Origin of the sequence: Streptomyces sp. NPDC004539 (assembly GCF_040610055.1) — a bacterium.
In the GTDB taxonomy this organism is placed as follows: Bacteria; Actinomycetota; Actinomycetes; order Streptomycetales; family Streptomycetaceae; genus Streptomyces.
The window spans coordinates 39,208-56,846 of record NZ_JBEXLS010000044.1 but is presented as its reverse complement, the minus strand read 5'-3'; the positions used below and the strand labels follow the sequence as shown (position 1 = coordinate 56,846).

The following is a 17,639-nucleotide window of genomic DNA, read 5'->3' as shown; positions in this document are numbered from 1 at the left end:
GACCGCCGCTGCCCGCGCCGGTGCCGCAGCGACATGACGCCTTCACCGCATGTCACCACAGCCACTTGACAACCTGATTGGGAATCAGTGGCCACTCTGAAACAGCTCAGTGACCTCGGCGCCGGCGGTGTTGCCGCCGTCCGGAGCCAACACCGTGTCGACCCGTCTGCGGGCGATCGCCCACTCCTGCCATTCCCGCTCGGCCGCGGCAAGCTCGACTTGGATGCGGCCGGCCTCCTCCCGCAGCCCGTCGACTCGACGGCGAGCAGCGCGTTCGTGCTATTCCAGCAGTCCGACGGCTGACGGCATTCGTAACCTCCCGGGGAGCGACGACCCGGCAGGCCACGACTCCCACGGAATCACCACTGCTATCCCGCCGGGCGGAAACATACCGATCACACCCGAAAAGACAAGAGCTCCTCAGGCGAGGCGCTTACGGCCCCAGAAGAAGAGGAACACCGTGACGGCGGCTGTCAGGGCCAGCAGGATCGACGCGCCGAACCACTGAAGGCCGTTCATTTGGGAGATCGGCAGGTAGTCGACCGACCAGCCGACGACATCGGCCTTCTTCATGCACAGGTCATGCGCCTGTTCCGTCTGTCCTTGATTGCAGGTGTTCCAGCCGAGGATTTTCCCGTCGCCGGTGACGTACGGGGGGTTCGACCAGTTCACCTGGTGCGCGCCTGAGGGCAACGTCGGCATCGCCTGTTGGAACGGGACGCCCTTGTTCGTCGTGATCGTGACGACGTTGGCGAGCGACAGCAGGAAGTGGGCCAGGAAGTGTGACCAGGCAATCTGGACGACGACGGTGAAACCGAGGGTGACCATCATGGCCACCAGCGTGCGGCGCAGCACCACGCCGATCGCCACCCCGCCGAAGACAGAGAAGAGGGCGAGGGCGACGGGCACGGGTCCGGTGTTGTTGAAGGTGGACCCGGAGGTCCACTCCGAGCTCGTGGACTCGTCGTAGAGGCTCCACCACCACCCGAACCCGACCGACAGCGCGACCGTGCTCACCACGACCACCAGCGCGGTCAGGGCCAGTTTCGTGGTCAGCCAGCGGGTTCGGCTCACGGACTGGGTGACGACCAGCTTGGCGGTGCCGTTCTCCAGGTCGCCGGCGAACAGCGGAGCACCGAGGAAGACACCGAGCAGGATCGGCATCAGCCGCAGTCCCGTGGACGTGGCGTCGTACCCGGCGGTATGCAGCTGGGAGCGCTGGAAGACGATGAACGCCACGGCGAGCGTGGAGACGCCGAGGATGGTCCAGAACGCGGCCCGGTGCTGACGCCAGACCAGCCAGGTCATGCCCTTGAAGGGCTGGCGGAGTTGGGGGAGTCGGCCGGCGCCCGTGGTGCCCGGGGCCGTGAATCTGGCCGTCGTAGAGGTGCTGGTGAGAGAGCTCATACTGCCACCGTCCGGGTGTTGTGCGCCTGGTCCTGGACCTGGGCGGTGGGGTGATCAGAGATGGTGCGTCGGGTGAGCGGAGATAGGCGAGCAGGAGTTCTTCCATGCTCGGGCTGTCCGTTTCCCAAGGACCGGTGGCCGGGCCATCGGGGCGGATCAGGGCGGTGAACTGCCGTCCGCTGATCCGGGACTCGACGAGGGGGTGGTACGCGAGGGAGGCCGGCAGGCCCTCGCCGTCCTTGGTGCCGGTGACCATGGTGTGTGCGGAGAGCAGCTCGTCCACGTCTCCGGCGAGGCGTACTCCGCCGTCGGAGAGGACGACCAGGTAGTCGCACACGTTCTCCAGTTCGGCCAGGACGTGGGTGGACATCAGCACGGTGGTGCCGTGCTCGGCAGCCTCGGCGAGGAGGGTGCCCATCAGTTCGTGGCGCGCGACCGGGTCGAGATCCGACATCGGCTCGTCGAGCAGCAGCAGGTCGGGGTGCTTGCCGAGGGCGACGGCGAGGGCGACGCGGGTGCGTTGACCGCCGGACAGGCTGCCGACCTTCGCGTCGAAGGGCACATTGCCCGCGCGGACGATGTCCTCGGCGGCGCGCTGGTCCCAGCCGGGGTTCAGTTCCCGCCCCAGCCGCAGGGTCTCAGCCACGGTGAACCGGCGGAACAGAGGCTTCTCCTGGGCGAGGAACGAGGTGCGCCCCGAGTCCACCGAGCCCGGTGCCGCGCCGAACACGCTGAGCCTGCCCTCCGTCGGCTCCAGGACGTGGGCCATGATGCTCAGCAGCGTGGTCTTGCCCGCCCCGTTGGGACCGACCAGCCCGCAGATCCGTCCCGCCGGGAGCCGGAAGGAACAGTCCTTCAACGCCCAGCCCCGCCGGTAGCGCATCCCCAGGCCGTGCGCCTCAAGCGCCGGCTCCCCCGCGTTCATACCGTCACTCACCAGTGCTCCTAGTCGTCGTGACCGCCGTCTCCGTACCGGCGGCGTACTGCTTCTCCATTGCCGAGGCGACCAACGCGGCCACATCCTCCTGCTCCAGACCCGCCTCGGCCGCCCGGGACACCCACGCCACCAGCTCCCGGTACAGCGGTGAGTCGGTGCTTGCCGAAGGGCGGGCCAGTGTGCGGCGTACGAACGTGCCCTGGCCGGGCCGCGGTTCGACCAGCCCCTCACGCTCCAGCTCGCGGTACGCCTTGAGGGTGGTGTTCGGGTTGACCGCGCTGACCTCGGCGACATCCTTGGCGGTCGGCAGCCGATCGCCCGGCACCAGTACGCCCAGCCGCAGGGCCTGCTTGGTCTGCTGCACGATCTGCTGGAAGGCGGGGACTCCGCTCCGCCTGTTGATGCGGAACTCCACGATTGCCACCACCATTTCACTACTCGATTAGTGGAATGATGATGGAGGGGTGCGCGAGTGGTTGTCAACGGCGATCGGAAGGGCTTCCTGGGCAGGATTTCGGCCGCCGGCCGCGGCCTCCGTCACGTCGGCGTCCACTTCGGCGGGGGACGCGACCCCCTCAAGCGGCTTGACGCGGCGCACCAGTCTCGCGACTGTCTCGCAACTGCTGGAATCGCGGGCCGTGAAGGGGATCGGGTAATTAAGGAACGATCGTTCTTGACTGGTCGTTCCTCAACTGTCTACCGTGGCGGTCATGGGCAGGCCAAGGGCATTCGACGAGGACGAAGCGGTACGTGCCGCCGTGGACTTGTTCGGCGGACGTGCATATGACGGTGTGTCCGTCGACGATCTCGTCAGCCACCTCGGCGTGCACCGCAACAGCCTGTACAAGACGTTCGGCAGCAAGCGCGGCCTCTACCTCATCGCTCTGCGCCGCCACCTCACCGACGACGTCCGCCCTTTGCTCGACGCCCTCGCCGACGCATCGGATGCCGCAGACGCGCTGCGGCTCGTCACGTCGGCCGACCTCCGCCTGCTGCTGCTCGCGGCGATCGAACGCGCACCGGTCGACGCGGAAGCCGCCTCCGAGGTGACGGCCGCGTTGGCCGCCATCGACCAGGCGATCGCCGACACCCTCGGCGTTCCCGCCGACCTGGCCGCCGCCCTCACCGCCGCCGCGCTGGGCATCCTCCTGCGCGGCAACCCCGACAACGCCACCACCGCGCTGGCCCGACACCTCGACCCACTCCCCTGAAATGGAGACCGACATGGCACTGATACGTATCGACGGCGACGACCTCGTCGTCGTGATCGAGGGTCTCGACAAGCTCTGGTCCTTCAAGAGCAGCCTGACCATCCCGCTGGCCAACGTCCGTGGCGCGACCGCCGACCCCGGTATCGCCTCCGACCCCAAGGGAATCCGCGCGCCGGGCTCCCACGTACCCCGTGTGATCACCGCCGGCACCTTCCATCAGGATGGCGAAAAGGTCTTCTGGGACGTCAGGGACCCATCGAAGGCAATCGTGGTTGAACTCGCCGACGAGACGTACTCACGCCTCGTCCTACAAGTCGACGACCCCCGCGCGACTGTCGCCCTGGTCGAGAACGCCCTTTCCTGAAAGGAGGTAGGCCAATGTTTCGCCACTTGGCAGCGGCTTTAATGGCACTGACCGTCGTCACCGTCGCCCCGGCCGAGGCGACGCCCGGTCTCGTCCCTGCCACCGACCGTGAGGTCGTCTTCACGGCCGACGGTACGAGCGTGTACGGCACCCTGCACGTTCCCGAGCATCGTGCCGGGCAACGGCTGCGGGCGGCACTGCTGCTGCCCGGCAGCGGACCCACCGACCGCGACGGAAATCAACCGCCCGGGTCCGCACCGAACACCCTGGCACAGTTGGCCGACGCGCTCGACGGGGACGGAATCGCCACGCTGCGGTTCGACAAGTACGGCACTGGCCGCACCGGGCTCGGCGCCTACCGGGACCACCCGGAAGAACTCGACTACCCAGCTTTCGTCCGCCAGGCACGGGCCGCCTACGAGTTTTTGCGCGACCAGCCGGAGACCGACCCGCACGAACTGCTGCTCGTCGGACACAGCGAGGGCGCGATGACGGGACTGCTGCTGGGTGGCACCGTCCGCCCGCGCCCGGCCGGCCTGGCGCTGCTGCAACCCCAGGCGATCCGCATGCTGGACCTGGTCGCGCTCCAGCTCAAGGCTCAGATCGCCGAAGCGACCCGACAGGGCCAGTTCACCCCGGAGCAGCAACGCATCGTCAACGCGGCCGTCGACGCGGCCGTCGCCTCCCTGCGCGAACGCCGACCGGTCGACACCACCGACCTGCCCCCCGCGATCGCCCGGCTCTTCGAGGCGTTCCAAGGCCCCAACGCCCGGTTCGTGCTGAGCGATGACGCCGTCTACCCACCGGACACCGCCGCCGCACTCCGGCCGGGAACCAAGGTGCTGCTGACGTGCGGCACGAACGACGCTCAGGTCCCCTGCGCCACGACGAACGCCCTGACGGCCGCCCTGCGTCACGCGCATGCCGGTGGACCGGGCCGAGCGACGCTGCCGGGAGTGGACCATCTGCTGCACGACGCCGACCACCCGGACACGCTCGCGCCACCCGTACTCGACGCCCTGCGCCGGTTCGCTCGACACTGACGCCGACGACTGGACGACCGCAGGGTCCTCAACGGGTTCGTGTGGAAGTTCCGCACCTCAATTCCTGCCCGCAGCCCGTGCAGACCACCGAAACCGCGGCGGCGGTCCGCACCGTGATCCTGACCAGGCCCTCGCCTGTCTCGACCGCCTCGACCAGCACCGAAGCCAGGTGGGGAAGCAGCGCTGTCAACTCGGCATCACACGCCACCGGCCTGCCCCAACAGACCACCCCTCAGCGGATACGACCTAGACACTCGCATCCTCACAGGTCAGCGGCACCCTTCTGCTACCGGGGGTCAGGTCGCCCAATTCCGCTGAATATCCAGATTAATCCAAAATGGTAGGTGTTCTGGGTCGTTGGTCCCTGTGTGAGTAAACCGGTGTGGGATACACGGCAGTTGTCGCCGTCGGCGCAGGAGGCGCTTCAGCTGCGGGCGGTGGCAGCACTGGTGGCGGGCCGGACTCGCGAGGATGTCGCGGCGGTGTTCCAGGTCTCGCTCAAGGTGGTGGACAACTGGTGGGCGAAGTGGCTGGCCGGCGGGCGAGGCACTCATGGCCCAGCCACGAGGGTGCCGGGTAGGCGAGCATCAGATCCTGGGTGAGGTGGTCCGGCAGGCCGTGCCGGACCACCGACCCTGTGACCTGCGACTGGCCGGGCAGTTGTGGACGCGCGCCGGGGTGGGGGATCTGATCGCGAAGCCGTACCGGGTGCGACTGACCGAGCAAGGGGTGGGCAAGCACCTGCGCCGGTGGGGCTTGCCGTTCCAGCGTCCGGACAAGCGGGCCGTCGAGCAGAGCCCGGAGGCGGTGCGCGTCTGGCGGGAGAAGACTTGGCCGGCGATCCGTGCAAAAGCGAAGGCCGAAGGCGGTGAGGTGCTCTTCGCCGACCAGGTCACCGGCCGCACCTGGGGCGCCAAGGGGTGCACCTCCATCGCGCGCCGCAGCGGGAACCGGTTCTCGGTCAACGCGATGTCCGCGATCAGCACGAAGGGCCGGATGCACTTCATGGTGTTCACCGAGACCTTCGACGCCGACGTGATGTGCCGCTTCCTCGACCGGCTCGCAGGCCACTTCGACCGCAAAGGTCCACCTCGTCCTGAACGGCCACTCCGCGCACCGCTCCCGTAAGGTCCGCACCTCGCTGACCGATAACCCCGACCGGATCGAGCTGCACTTCCTGCCGTCGTACTCACCCGAACTGAACCCCGACGAGTTGGTCAAAGCCAACCTCAAACGGAGCCTGCCGATTCATAGCCGCGCCCGTGACCAGGCCCAACTGGCCGCTGAGACCCGCAGGTTCTTCCACCAGCGCCCGCGGCAGCCACACATCGTCCGCGGCTACTTCGGCGGTCCACACGTCCGCTACATCCTCGAACGGAACCCTTTGGATTTATGATTAATACTCTGTATGCCAGCTCTCGAACTCATGAGGCCCGCCCGTCGACAATCGCTCGCTGAACGGGTCTATCTCATTGACCAGAACGGCTATGAAAAACGGAACCATGCCAGCATCAAACAGAGTCCATCGGCTAGTCCCGTAAGGCGATTGTCTACGGAAAACGGTCACCCTCCAGTCGTCGGGAGAACCCACTCGTAGCCAGAAAGCGGTGTCGCCATTGGCAGTGTCCGCGAAAGGCAGCAGGGGCGGCAGGTCTGATACGCCGAGCAGGGCACTCAGCTCTTGCTGATCCCGATCCGAAAGAGTGGTTTCGAGCTTGTCCAAGATATCGCCGTAGGGCGAATCAAGGACGGGTGGCGTGTTTACGGAGAGATACTCGTTGATCACACCACCACCGTACTCTTCCACGAACGCACGGTAGTCGGCCGGGAATACTAGCTCCGTATTCCGCTCGACCTCCTGCCAGTCAACCGCATCACCGCCGGAAGGAGGTACGGGGAGCAGTTCGCGCAGGTGTTCAAGATCGGGACGTGGCATCCAGGGCTTCCTTTCAGGTGCTTGCAACAGCCAGTGCCTACGGCTGCCCTGGCATGGGCACATCGGCACCGGTACGGCTATCGATCACGGTACCGAGATTTTTCCAGCCCCGACCTGCCGTGTATACGAGGTTCGAGACGGTTGCGGCATCGAAACCGGCATAGCGTCCGTTCTTGTCCCACGCTGTGTAGGTCATTCGGAACTCGTAGGGCACGGTCCGTCGGCCGCTGTAGATCGGAGTCACCTCGTACTGCACTACATGCTCCGAGTCGATGAGGGAGCGGACGCTGTCCTCGAAGTACAGCATGTTGTCCATTGGAGGAATCGGCTTGTGGGGCTTGCCGACATCAGAGTTGGCGTCAGAACCGCAGGTTGCCAGGTTCTCCAATTGGTCGCCTTTCCCACTGAGCTGACGGCCGAGGAGGTGACAGGCGTTGCGATCCTGAGGCCGGCCGCCCAGATGCTTGAGGTAGGACACTGCCCAGTCGTAACCAGGCGGTTTGATACCTTCGCGCGTCCGGGTCTTGGTACCGGGGTTGGCAATCACGTAGGCAGAGTCCAAGCATGCTTCGATGCCGGTAGCCCGGTTGCCATTGGCGGCGTCCAGCGGGCCAGGGTCCACCCAACCAATTCCCTGCCTGCGGCAGTCAGAAGAATCGTCGCCTCTACTGCTTGAGCCGTCTCGAACGCCCGGATCAGTCCCAGGTGCTTCGTGCGCACCCGGCGTGTACTGCTCATTATCCAGCAGATCCATTATCTCAACAGCACCAATGACCAACTTAAGCATGTCACCGGGCTTCCACTTGCCGTTGTTCGGGTCCCAGTCAGGCTTGGGGGCCGGGCGGTCCGGGCCGGGCTTGGGGTTCTTTCCGTTGTTGGGGTTCTGGTCGATCGGGGGCCGGTACGGCTTGATGACCCTGGGCCTTGCCACTTCTGAAACAACACGGCAGGCGTACGTGCAGGTTTGGGTACCTGCACCAGGTCCGACCTTGCTTCCCGTTCCTGGCGTGTCGTTCCCTCGGTCCAGACGGCCGGATCGGCTTCGCAAAGGAGTCGTGTTCAGAGGAAGAGATGTCGTCGAGGTTGTCGAGGACGACGATGAAGACGACCAAGACCAGTCCCAGGACCAGTCCGAGGTGTCGACCTTACTCAGCTGGTACGACGCCACTCCTGCAAGTGCCACCAGGCCGGCTGCCACCACATATCCCTCGAATACGCAGGCGTCCCAGAAGCAGTGGCCGGTGGGGTCGGTCCCGTTCAGCGGCCCGCCGGCGCCGTAGCTGTATCGGTTGGCGTTCCCCGAGGGTGTCGGTTCCAGTTGCCAGGTGTCCCGCGCCCCGAAGGTGCCGGTGCCCGGCTGGTACCAGCGGGCGGCCATGTTGACGTCGCCGGTGGTGGGGTCGGTCCAGCCGGACTGGTAGCCGACGGCGGGGGTGGTGCCGGTGGTGGCGGTCTTGGTGCCGAAGGGGTCGTAGGTGGTGGAGCTGGAAGTCTGGGTGGCGTCGGGGGTGAGGCCGGCGATGAGGTCGGTGTGCTGGTCGGTGAGGGCCCACTGTTTGGTGGTGCCGTCGGTGTAGGAGAGGAGGGCGCCGTCGGGGGTGCGGTTGTAGGTGGTGGTGCCGTCCGTGGCGAGGTTGTTGGAGCCGCCGTCGTAGGTAAAGGTCGTGGTGCCTCGGGCCTGGACGCGGTCGAGGGAGTCGTAGGTGTAGGTGGTGGTGCCGTCGGTGATCTTGCGTTCGAAGGCGTCGGAGGTGAGGGCGCGCGGGGTGCCGGTTCCCGTGGTGGAAGAGGCGAGGGTGCCGCGGGCTGTGTAGGTGTAGGCCGTGGTGCCGTCGGTGAGTTGGCGGTTGCGGGCGTCGAAGGTCGCTGTCTTCGTGCCGGCCTGGGTGCGGTTGCCGGAGGCGTCCCAGGTGTAGGCGGTGGTGGTGGCGTCCTTGGTCCAGGACATCATGCGGTTGGCCTGGTCGTAGGCGTAGGTGTTGGTTCCCGCGCCCGCGGTGCCCGTCGTCTTCTTCGACGTGAGGTTGTTGTCGAGGTCGTAGCCGTAGGTGGTCGAGGCGACCGTGGTCGTGCCGTCGATCGTGGTGACGGTGTCGGTGTTCAGGCGGCCGAATTCGTCGTAGGCGTAGGCGCGTTTGGCGGTGGCCGTATAGGCGGTGGCTCCTGCGGGCTTCGTCGCGTACTGCTCCAGCTTCGGTCGGCCGGCGGCGTCGAAGTCGTACCAGATCTGGTTGTTGGTGATTCCGTCGGCGGTCCAGTCGATGCGGCCAGCGGTGTCGTAGCCGTAGCTGGTGGTGCCTGCGGTGGTCTTGCGCATCGTCATGGCGCCGTCGGCGTTGTAGCGGTATTCGGAGGCACCGCCTGGACCGGCTGTGGTGAGGAGTTGGCCGCGGTCGTTGTAGGTGTAGGTGTTGCGGGTGAGGGCGTCCGCGGTGCCGGTGGTGGTGAGGCGGCCGGCGAGGTCGTACTCCAGGGTGCGGGTCGTGGTGGCGGCTTCGGCGCCGGTGCCGGTTTCTCTGGTGAGGCGGCCGAGAGCGTCGTAGGTCTTGTCACGCTGCACGCCGCCGGGCAGGAGTTCCTTCACGGCCTGGCCGGTCTTGTCGTAGACGGTGGTCCAGGTGCGGTCGGAGGCGGCTGGGTGGGCCTGGGTGGAGGGTTCGACGGTGGATTCGGGCAGGCCCCACGGGGTGAAGGTGTAGGTGGTCGTGTTGCTGCGGCCGTCGGTGAGTCTGGTGCGGTTGCCCGTCGCGTCGTAGCCGAACGAGGTGGTGAGGGAGGCGGTCGTGGAGACCGGTTCGGTCTGCCGGGTGGTGCGGCTCAGGGCGTCGTAGGTGTAGGTGGTGCGGGCGTTGGTCTGGGGGGAGATGGCCGCGGTGAGGTTGCCTTCGGCGTCGTACTCGGCGGTCGCGGTGCGCAGGGCGGTGGTGCCGGTGCCGTAGTCGGTGGTGGCGGTGGTGTTGCCGAGGGCGTTGTACGCGGTGGTGGTGCGGCGGTTGGTGGCGTCGGTGGTCTGGGTTCGGCGGCCGAGGCCGTCGTAGTCGAACTTGGTGGTTCCGGTGGGGGTGGTGACGGTCCTGGGTTCGCCGGCCGGGTTGTAGGTGCTGGTGGTGGTGATGCCGGTCGGGGTGGTCGAGGCGGTCTGGTTGTTCGCGTCGTCCCAGGTGTAGCGGGAGACGAGGTTGGCCGTGGTGGGATGGCGCTCGACGGTGGTGGCGGTGAGGGCGCGGCCGAGTTCGTCGTAGGTGGACTCGGTGCGGGCGCCCAGCGGGTCGGTGGCCGACAGTTGGAGGCCGGTGGGGGTCCAGCTGTAGCGGGTGATTCCGCCGCCGTCCGTGCTGGTGGGGTTGAGGAGGGCGGGGTCGGTCTCGGCCGCGAGGGCTGCGGCGGCGTCGGCGGCCGGGTCGGTCCGGGTGAGGAGTTGGCCGAACTGGTCGTAGGTGTAGCGGGTGACGCGGCCGAGCGGGTCGGTGGTGGTCTGGGGGAGGCCGGTGGTGGTGTAGGTGGTGCGGGAGGTGGCGGTGAGGGGGGTGGTGGTGCCCGGTGGGGTGTAGTCGGGGAGGGTGACGGCGGTGGTGCGGCCGAGGCGGTCGAGCTGGGTGCGGGTGATGTTGCCGCGGGGGTCCTTGGCCTCGGTGGCTTCGCCGAAGGTGTTGTAGCCGGTGAGGGCGGTCGGGCTGAGCGTGGCGGGGGTGGCGCCGTTCTCCTCGGTCTGGACGGCCGGGGCGGTCGACTGGACGAGGCGGCCGAGCGGGTCGTAGCGGTAGGTGGTGGTGTGGGCGGCCGGGTCGGCGCCGGTGGTGTTGCCTCGCGGGCTGACGGTGGTGAGCGGCAGGCCGCGGCGGTCGTAGGTGGTGGTGACGGTGTGGGTGGTGGTGCCGTCGGTGGCGGTCTGCCGGGTGACGTTGCCGGCCGGGTCGTAGACGGAGGTGGTGGTGAGCTTGCCGGTTCCCGTGATGGTCTGGGCCTGCTCGGTGACGCGGTCGTCGTTGTCGTAGGCGTAGGTGGTGGCGCGGCCCAGGCCGGTGGGGTCGAGGACCGCGGTGGTGGTGCGGCCGAGGGCGTCCACGGTGAAGGTCTGGACGGTGGCGCCGCTCCCGGTGGTGCGGCGGGTGAGGTGGCCGGCCAGGTCGTAGGTGTCGGCCTGCGCGACGATGTCGCGGCGGGAGCCGTCGGCCTGGGTGACCTGCCGTGCGGTGGTCGTGGCGGGGAGGCCGTCGTCGTAGTAGGTGTACGCGGTGGTGGCGCCCATGGCGTCGGTGGTGGACGCGAGACGGCCGGCCGGGTCGTAGGCGTTGGCGGCGACGGTCAGGTCCCGGGTGGTGCCGGTCGGGTCGCCGGTCCAGTCCTTCAGGACGGTCGTGGCGTGCTGGCCGCGTGCGGTGTACGTGTAGGTGAGGCGGGTGCCGGCCGGGTCGGTCTGGGCGGTGACGCGGCCGAGCGGGTCGTGTTCGTAGCGGGTGGTGTTCTGTTCGGCGTCCGTGCTGCTGTCGTTGAGGCCGTAGGCGTCGTAGTGGTTGACGGTCGTGCGCTCGGGGTCGTCGCCGGTGGTGTCCTTCGTGGTCTCGGTAAGGAGGTTGCCGTCGGCGTCGTAGGTGCGGGTGATCGCGGCGGTGTGGACGGTGTTCGTGATCTCGTTCTTCACGCCGGCGCCGGTCTCGCTGACGATGCGGGACGCCTCGTCGTAGCCGTAGGTGGTGGTGACGCCGGTCGGGAAGGTGTCGGAGATCTGCTTCTCGGCGGTTTTCCGGCCGAGGCCGTCGTAGGTGTACGACGTGATCAGGCCGGAGGGCGAGGTCACTTCGGCGAGGTCGCCGCCCGCGTAGTAGCGGTAGGAGGTCTTCGCTCCGCCGGGGGTGGTCTGGGTGAGGACGAGGCCGGCCGGGGCGGTGCCGCCTCCGACTGCGGCTTCGGTACCCGCGGTGTAGGTGGTCGCGGCGGCCGTTGTGTCGGTGCGGGTGACGGTGGTGGGCAGGCCGAGGGTGCTGTAGGTGAAGGTGGTGCGGTAGCGGTTGTCCGCGGGGCCGGTGGAGCGGGCGTCGCGCTGGGTGAGGGGTTTGTCGTTGCGCGGGTCGAGCGGGTCGTCGGCGTTGAGGAAGTAGGTGGCGAAGCTGGTGGCGCAGGAGGCGGCGTCGCGGCAGGTGGTGGTGGAGACGGTGTTGCCGCGCGTGTCGTGGCCGGTGACGGTGGCGTGGCCGTTGGGGTCGGTGACGGTGTGGAGGTAGCCGCCGGTGTCGTAGGCGTAGGTGGTGGTGCCGCCGTCGGCGTCGGTGGCGGCGGTGCGACGCTGGCCGCGCAGGGCGTCGTAGGTGGTGCTGGTGGTGGCGCCTGCGGGGTCGGTGACGGTGACCGTCATGGCCAGGGCGGAGCTGCCGGAGTGTTCGCGGGAACGGTAGTGCTCGGCGACCTGGTCGGCGGTCAGGCCGTGCTGGTAGACGGCGACTTCGTCGATCTGGCCGGTGAAGTAGCTGGCGTCGGCGGGGGCGGCGGGCCAGTTCTTGGCGAAGCCGGCGCCTATGTAGGTGCGGGTGTTGGACTGGTGGCTGACGGCTCCGGTGAGGGTGGCGGCTTGGACGCCGTCGAGGTAGAGGGTCTGGGCGGTGCCGGTGGCGGTGACGACGGCGTGGTGCCACTGGTCGTCGGTGACGGTGTCGGCGGAGGCGACCTTCGCGGTGCCGAGGCCGGGTGAGTAGAACTTGCCGTTGAGTTTGCCGTCGGTGCCCACGTAGAGCAGGGGGGCGTAGGTGCCGGTGGCGGTGGCGCCCATGGGGGCGGACTGGTCGCCGATCAGGACGCCGGCCTTGGTGGTCTTGAACCAGAGTTCGACGGCGAGGTCGGTGGAGCCGCGCAGGATGGTGCCCGGGATCTCGGCGTAGCCGTTGCCGGCCAGGGTGACGGCGGTGTTGTCGCCGGTGCCGAAGGCGCCGTCGGCGCCAAGGGTGGCGTTGGTGTAGGTGCCGTCGCCGTCGAGGACGGCGACCTGGCTGCGCGCGGTGGAGCCGCCGGTCTCGTCGAGGCGCCAGTAGCCGGCGGGGGCGTCGACGGTGACGGCGCCGCGGTAGTGGGGTCCGTCGCCGGTGACCATGCCGGTGCGGGAGCGGTAGTGTGCGCCGATCTCGGCGGCGGTGAGGGTCTTGGGGTAGAAGGCGACTTCGTCGAGGGCGCCGCTGAAGTGGCCCCAGGGGTCGGTGGAGTCCAGGGCCGTCCAGCGGGAGCCGGTGCGGCCCTTGCCGAGGAAGATCCGCGTCTGGTCGAGGTGGGTGATCGCGCCGGGCACCGTGCCGGCGAGGGCTCCGTCGACGTACAGGGCGGAGGTGGTGCCGTTTCCGGTCAGGACGGCATGGTGCCACTGGCTGTCGGTGACCGTGCTCTTGGAGACCGGAGGCGTCCAGTTGGTGGTGTCCGAGTAGAACTGGCCGCGCAGCTTGCCGTCCGTGCCCACGTACAGCAGCGGGGTGGCCCGGGAGGGGACTTCGTCCTCGCTGATGTCGGCGTTGGACTCGGTCAGGAGGATGCCGGGCTTGTCCGTGCGGAACCACAGCTCCGCCGACAGGGCGGTGCCGGTCAGGGAGTTGTCGGCGACCTGGACGTAGGAGTCGCCGTTCAGGCCGACGGCGGTGTCGTCCCCGGCAGCGAAGGCCCCGTAGGTGCCGAGGGCGGCGTTGTCGCCGTAGGTGCCGTCCGATCCTTCCGCGAGGGCGGTGGCGGCGGTAGTGCCGCGCCGGTCGCCCAGGCGCCAGTACTCGGCGGGGCCGGAGGCGCGCACGGTGTCGCTGTAGGCGGCGGAACCGGCCGAGTAGGAGGGCGCGGACACCTTCCACGTCCCGCCGTTGTTGTCCTTGGCCTGGGTGACGCGCTCGGTGTCGGAGTCGTACGTCACCTCGGCGCTGACGCGTCCCGAGGGCAAGGTGACCTTGGTGATCCGGGAGACAGCCGTCCTGGCCGCGTAGTGGTCGGCGACCGTGCTCGCGTCCACGGTGTGGCCGTATACAGCGACTTCGTCGATCGATCCGGTGAAGTGGCCGAGCTGGTCGGTCTTGTCGATGCCCGCCCAGGGCACGCTGGTCCAGCCCAGGCCGGCGTAGGTGTAACGCTGTTCGAGGTGGTCGATGACACCGGTCTTGGAGCCGACCGCCGCGCCGTCGAGGTAGAGCGTCTGGGACGTGCCCGCACCCGAGAGGACGACGTGGTGCCAGGCTCCGTCGTTGACCGCCGCAGTAGAAGTCAGCGGGGTCCAGGTGGTGCCGGCGAAGTAGAACTGGCCGCGCAGCTTGCCGTCGGTGCCCACGTAGAGGAGCGGGGTGGCCTGGCTGACGGACGGATCGACGTCCTCCATCCGCTCGTTGGCCTGAGAGAGCAGCACGCCGGGCTTCGTGGTCTGGAACCACAGCTCCACCGACGCGAACGGGGAGGAGCCCAGGGCGTCGTCGGGCAGCGCGAGATGGGAGTCCGTGCCGTCGAAGGAGCCCGCCTTGTTGCCGGTTCCGGACAGGGCACCGTTCGCACCGCGGGTGACGTCCCGGTACAGGGCGTCGTTCAGCCCGGTGTTGGAGACGGCTTCGCTGGCCGCGCTCTCCTGTTCGCTCTCGTTCAGCCGCCAGTATCCGGAGGGGCCGTCGTCCAGCACCGTGCTGCGGTAGAGGCTGCCGTTCTCGTAGGTGTAGACCGTGCAGGCGGTCGTCGACGAGGGCGGGCAGACCTTGGCCAGGCGGTCTCCGTCGTAGGTGTAGGTCCACTTCAGGCCGGTTCCCGTGCCGGCCACCGCGTTCGTCTCGGCCGTCGTGACGTGGCCGCCGGACCAGGTGAACGTCAGGAGGCGGCCGGAGAGTACGTCCTTGGCCTGGGTCAGCCGGCCGTCGGTGTAGGTGAGTTCCTGCGTGCGGCCGTGCCCGTCGGCGATCTTCGTCAGGAGTCCGGCGGTGCTGAAGGTGTAGAGGGTTCCGGAGCCGTCGCGCAGGGTCCAGCCGCCGCCGCTCTGTGCTTTGAGGACACCGACCGATCCGGACGGGGCGGCGTAGGTGCCGTCGGCGTTCTTGCCGAAGCGGACCTGGGTGCCGGTCGCGAGGGTGAGCACCACGCTGCCGGTGCTCTCCGCCTCGGCGCGCATGTCCCAGCGGGTCGCCCAGCCCGCGCCGAAGGCGTTCTTCTGCCGCGGGTCCTGGGAGTTGTAGGTGCGGGTCACCGACAGTTCGGGGCCGACGGTCGGTATCGCGGCGTCGGTGGCCGAGGTGGCGTAGTTCCCGGAGCGCTCGCCGAAGCTGCGTCCGCTGTCGGAGCCGCCGAGGTGGCTGGTGATCGCGGGCTGGGGCACCTGGGTCGTCAGCAGCGAGGGGCCGGGGCGGGCCGATGTGGAGCTGCCGTCGTAGGCGTATCCGTACCAGGCGTACGTCTTCGACCAGGACAGCCAGCCGCTGGTGACCGCCCACTGCTGGGAGGCGACGCGCGGTCCTGTCTTGCAGTTCTTGCGGGTGTTCTTGCCCTCGACCTCGCAGACCTCGAACTGGTACTGGAGCGCCTTGGGGTAGCGGTCGCGGTCGGCGCCGGAGGCCCACAGGGTCGGGGTCAGGGTGTTGACGACGGCTCCGCTCGCCGGGGCGGCGCCGGTCAGGTAGGGCGGGACGTTGACGGCGGACACTCGCATCGCGGAGACCGGGACTCCGGCGCCGCTGAAGGTGGCGACGCCGTTGTCGTTCATCGTCCAGGCGAGGGTGTAGTCGGCCGGGGTGAGCGGTGCGATCTTCGCGTCGACGGTGACGGTGGCGCCCGGCGGGACGTCGGCGGGCATCGTCGTCCAGCGGATCTTGGAGGTGTCGGTGATCTCCTTGCCGGCCGCGTCGTACAGCAGGTAGCGCAGGGTGAAGTTGCCGCCCTTGGGCCAGGTCTGCTGGCCGCGGTTGGTGACCGTGACCTTGAAGACGCCTTCGGAGGTCGCGGTCATCGGGGTGACGAACTCGCCCAGCTTGTAGGTGGCGCCGTACTTCGTCCAGGTCACGTCCAGGGACGGCTTGCCGTTGGGGTAGTCGTCGGAGCCGAAGGTTTTCCACGCCTTGGAGTCGGTCGTCGACGCCTTCAGCGCGAGGCCGTAGTTCTTCTTCCGGCCGTGCGTCCAGTCGTCGACGAGCTGCCGGCCCGCCGACCCCAGCGGGATCGACTCCCATGCCGCGGCCCCGCACGGGTAGGCGGTCTGTCCTTCGGGGCGCCAGCCGTGGGTGAAGGACTTCGAGGAGAGCGCGGAACCGGTCGAGGGACCCGGGTAGGTCTTCGTCGTCGACTCCGCCCAGTTCGACGTGATCGCGTGGACCGTCACCGGGCGGGCTGTGCACGAGTAGGACCACGTGTTGTACAGCGCGAGGCGGGCGCCGACCACCCAGGCGTTCTTCAGGGTGTTCTCCACCCCGGCGAACCGCAGGAACGCCGCGGCCTTGTGGCCGCCGCCGTCGTAGGTGCCCACCTTGACGTTCGTGTCGCCGGAGAAGTCCGCGTTGTACGGGGACTGCACGTAGGTGCCCGAGGAGGCGTTGGCCGAGGTGACGGTGGTGACGGTCGGGTCCACCTTCACCGGGAAGACGCGCTGCGGCGCGTTCAGCCACTCGGTGTCGAGCGAGACCTTCAGAGCCTGCCCGTCGGCGGTATCGAGCAGTTCGTAGCTGACGCCGGTGGATATCTCGCCCTGGTTGGAGTCGGGAGCGAGGTTCGAATCCTCCATCCACCCGGCCGGTACGGTCGCCCGCACTCCGCCTGCCGCATCGCGGAACGTCACCGCCCCTGTGGCCTCCAGACGGGCCGTCACCCCCTGCGTGTGGAGCGGGAAGACCCACTCCGTGGGAGCAGCGGCGCTGTTGAGGGTGATGACCTCCTTGACCGAGGTGCCGCCCGCGACGAACCGGACGTCCGCGAAGGGGCGCACGCCCTGGTACACGACGGTGCTCTCGTCGGCCGTGCCCGGCACATGGGCGGCGTCCTGGATCGAGAAGCCGACCGCGGTGTCCGTACCGGTCTTCAGGGAGACCAGCGGGGCACCGTCGGCGTATCCGGCGAACGTCGTTTCCGTGTCACCCGCCGTGATCTTCCAGCCATCGGTGGAAGCGCTGACGGTCTGTGTCGACAGCCCGCCGTTCGCGGGCAGTTCCTTCAGGGTCGTGTCGATCGGCTTCCAGTTGCCCGACGCGTCCTGGAAGTTGACCGGCTCGTCGTAGAAGCGGGTGGTGAGGGTGCCGTCCGTGTTCTCGAACGTCCGGGAGGTGCGCTGCCGTTCGGCGGCGACCTCACGGCTCGTCGCCGCGTCGAAACCCTTCGGGTCCGCCGTGTCCACTGACACGGGTGTGGTCTCGGCATCAGGGAGCGGGGCGCTCGGGGCGCCGACCGGGGACGATGTACCGCTCTCCAACGGCAACTCCCCCGGCGCCGCCGTGTGCCCACGCCGCCCGCCGGCCGCCTCGGCCGAGGTCGCGTCGGCCGTCGCCGTGGACGAACGCCCGTCCGCGGAACCCCACCGCTGTTCGGGGGCCTCGACCGACTCCGGGCTCGGGGCCGTGAGGATCTGCGCGGACGCCACCCCTTCGGTACCGGCCAGAACAGCCATGACGAAGGCGACAGCGACGACAAGCGGAGGTGCTGGGCGCACGGTGATTCCCCCCACCCGGACGATCAAGAGCGAGGGGAATTTAAAGATTCTTTAAGTAGGAGCACAAGAGAAATTCACAACCATGCAAGGAAAGTGAAAATGATCACCCTCGAAACTACA

General features: G+C 68.4%; 7 protein-coding genes and 2 pseudogenes. 4 read left to right on the top strand and 5 right to left on the bottom strand.

Going from position 1 to position 17,639, the window contains the following annotated elements; genetic code table 11:
• Positions 1-420: 420 nt before the first annotated feature.
• The 3 genes and pseudogenes from ABZX85_RS47370 to ABZX85_RS47360 form a co-directional block, all read right to left on the bottom strand.
• Positions 421-1,407 (bottom strand): ABC transporter permease subunit, encoded by a 987-nt coding sequence (locus ABZX85_RS47370; RefSeq protein ID WP_355884388.1) that lies wholly within the window; start codon positions 1,405-1,407, stop codon positions 421-423.
• A gap of 49 nt (positions 1,408-1,456) precedes the next feature.
• Positions 1,457-2,332, bottom strand: a pseudogene (locus ABZX85_RS47365) (ABC transporter ATP-binding protein); the annotation flags it as partial.
• A gap of 4 nt (positions 2,333-2,336) precedes the next feature.
• Positions 2,337-2,774 carry a GntR family transcriptional regulator gene (locus ABZX85_RS47360; protein WP_355884386.1) on the bottom strand — a complete coding sequence of 146 codons (438 nt, stop codon included), beginning with the start codon at positions 2,772-2,774 and terminating at the stop codon, positions 2,337-2,339.
• A gap of 280 nt (positions 2,775-3,054) precedes the next feature.
• Between ABZX85_RS47360 and ABZX85_RS47355 the strand changes: the two genes are divergently transcribed.
• From ABZX85_RS47355 to ABZX85_RS47340, 4 genes and pseudogenes are all read left to right on the top strand, one after another.
• Positions 3,055-3,555 carry a helix-turn-helix domain-containing protein gene (locus ABZX85_RS47355; RefSeq protein WP_355884384.1) on the top strand — a complete coding sequence of 167 codons (501 nt, stop codon included), beginning with the start codon at positions 3,055-3,057 and terminating at the stop codon, positions 3,553-3,555.
• A 13-nt stretch (positions 3,556-3,568) separates the two neighbouring features.
• Entirely contained in the window at positions 3,569-3,919 is a 351-nt protein-coding gene (locus ABZX85_RS47350) for a hypothetical protein (protein WP_355884382.1), read from the top strand.
• Between the two features lie 14 nt (positions 3,920-3,933).
• Entirely contained in the window at positions 3,934-4,962 is a 1,029-nt protein-coding gene (locus tag ABZX85_RS47345; RefSeq protein ID WP_355884380.1) for an alpha/beta hydrolase, read from the top strand.
• A gap of 428 nt (positions 4,963-5,390) precedes the next feature.
• Positions 5,391-6,358 (top strand): annotated as a pseudogene (locus ABZX85_RS47340) (IS630 family transposase).
• On the opposite strand, the gene ABZX85_RS47335 reads toward ABZX85_RS47340, so the two are convergent.
• Together ABZX85_RS47335 and ABZX85_RS47330 are read right to left on the bottom strand one after the other, a co-directional pair.
• Positions 6,359-6,898, bottom strand: coding sequence for an SMI1/KNR4 family protein (locus ABZX85_RS47335; RefSeq protein WP_355884378.1), 540 nt, complete (start codon positions 6,896-6,898; stop codon positions 6,359-6,361).
• Between the two features lie 37 nt (positions 6,899-6,935).
• Positions 6,936-17,519, bottom strand: a complete 10,584-nt coding sequence (locus ABZX85_RS47330; protein ID WP_355884376.1) for a LamG-like jellyroll fold domain-containing protein — start codon at positions 17,517-17,519, stop codon at positions 6,936-6,938.
• Between the last annotated feature and the right edge of the window lie 120 nt (positions 17,520-17,639).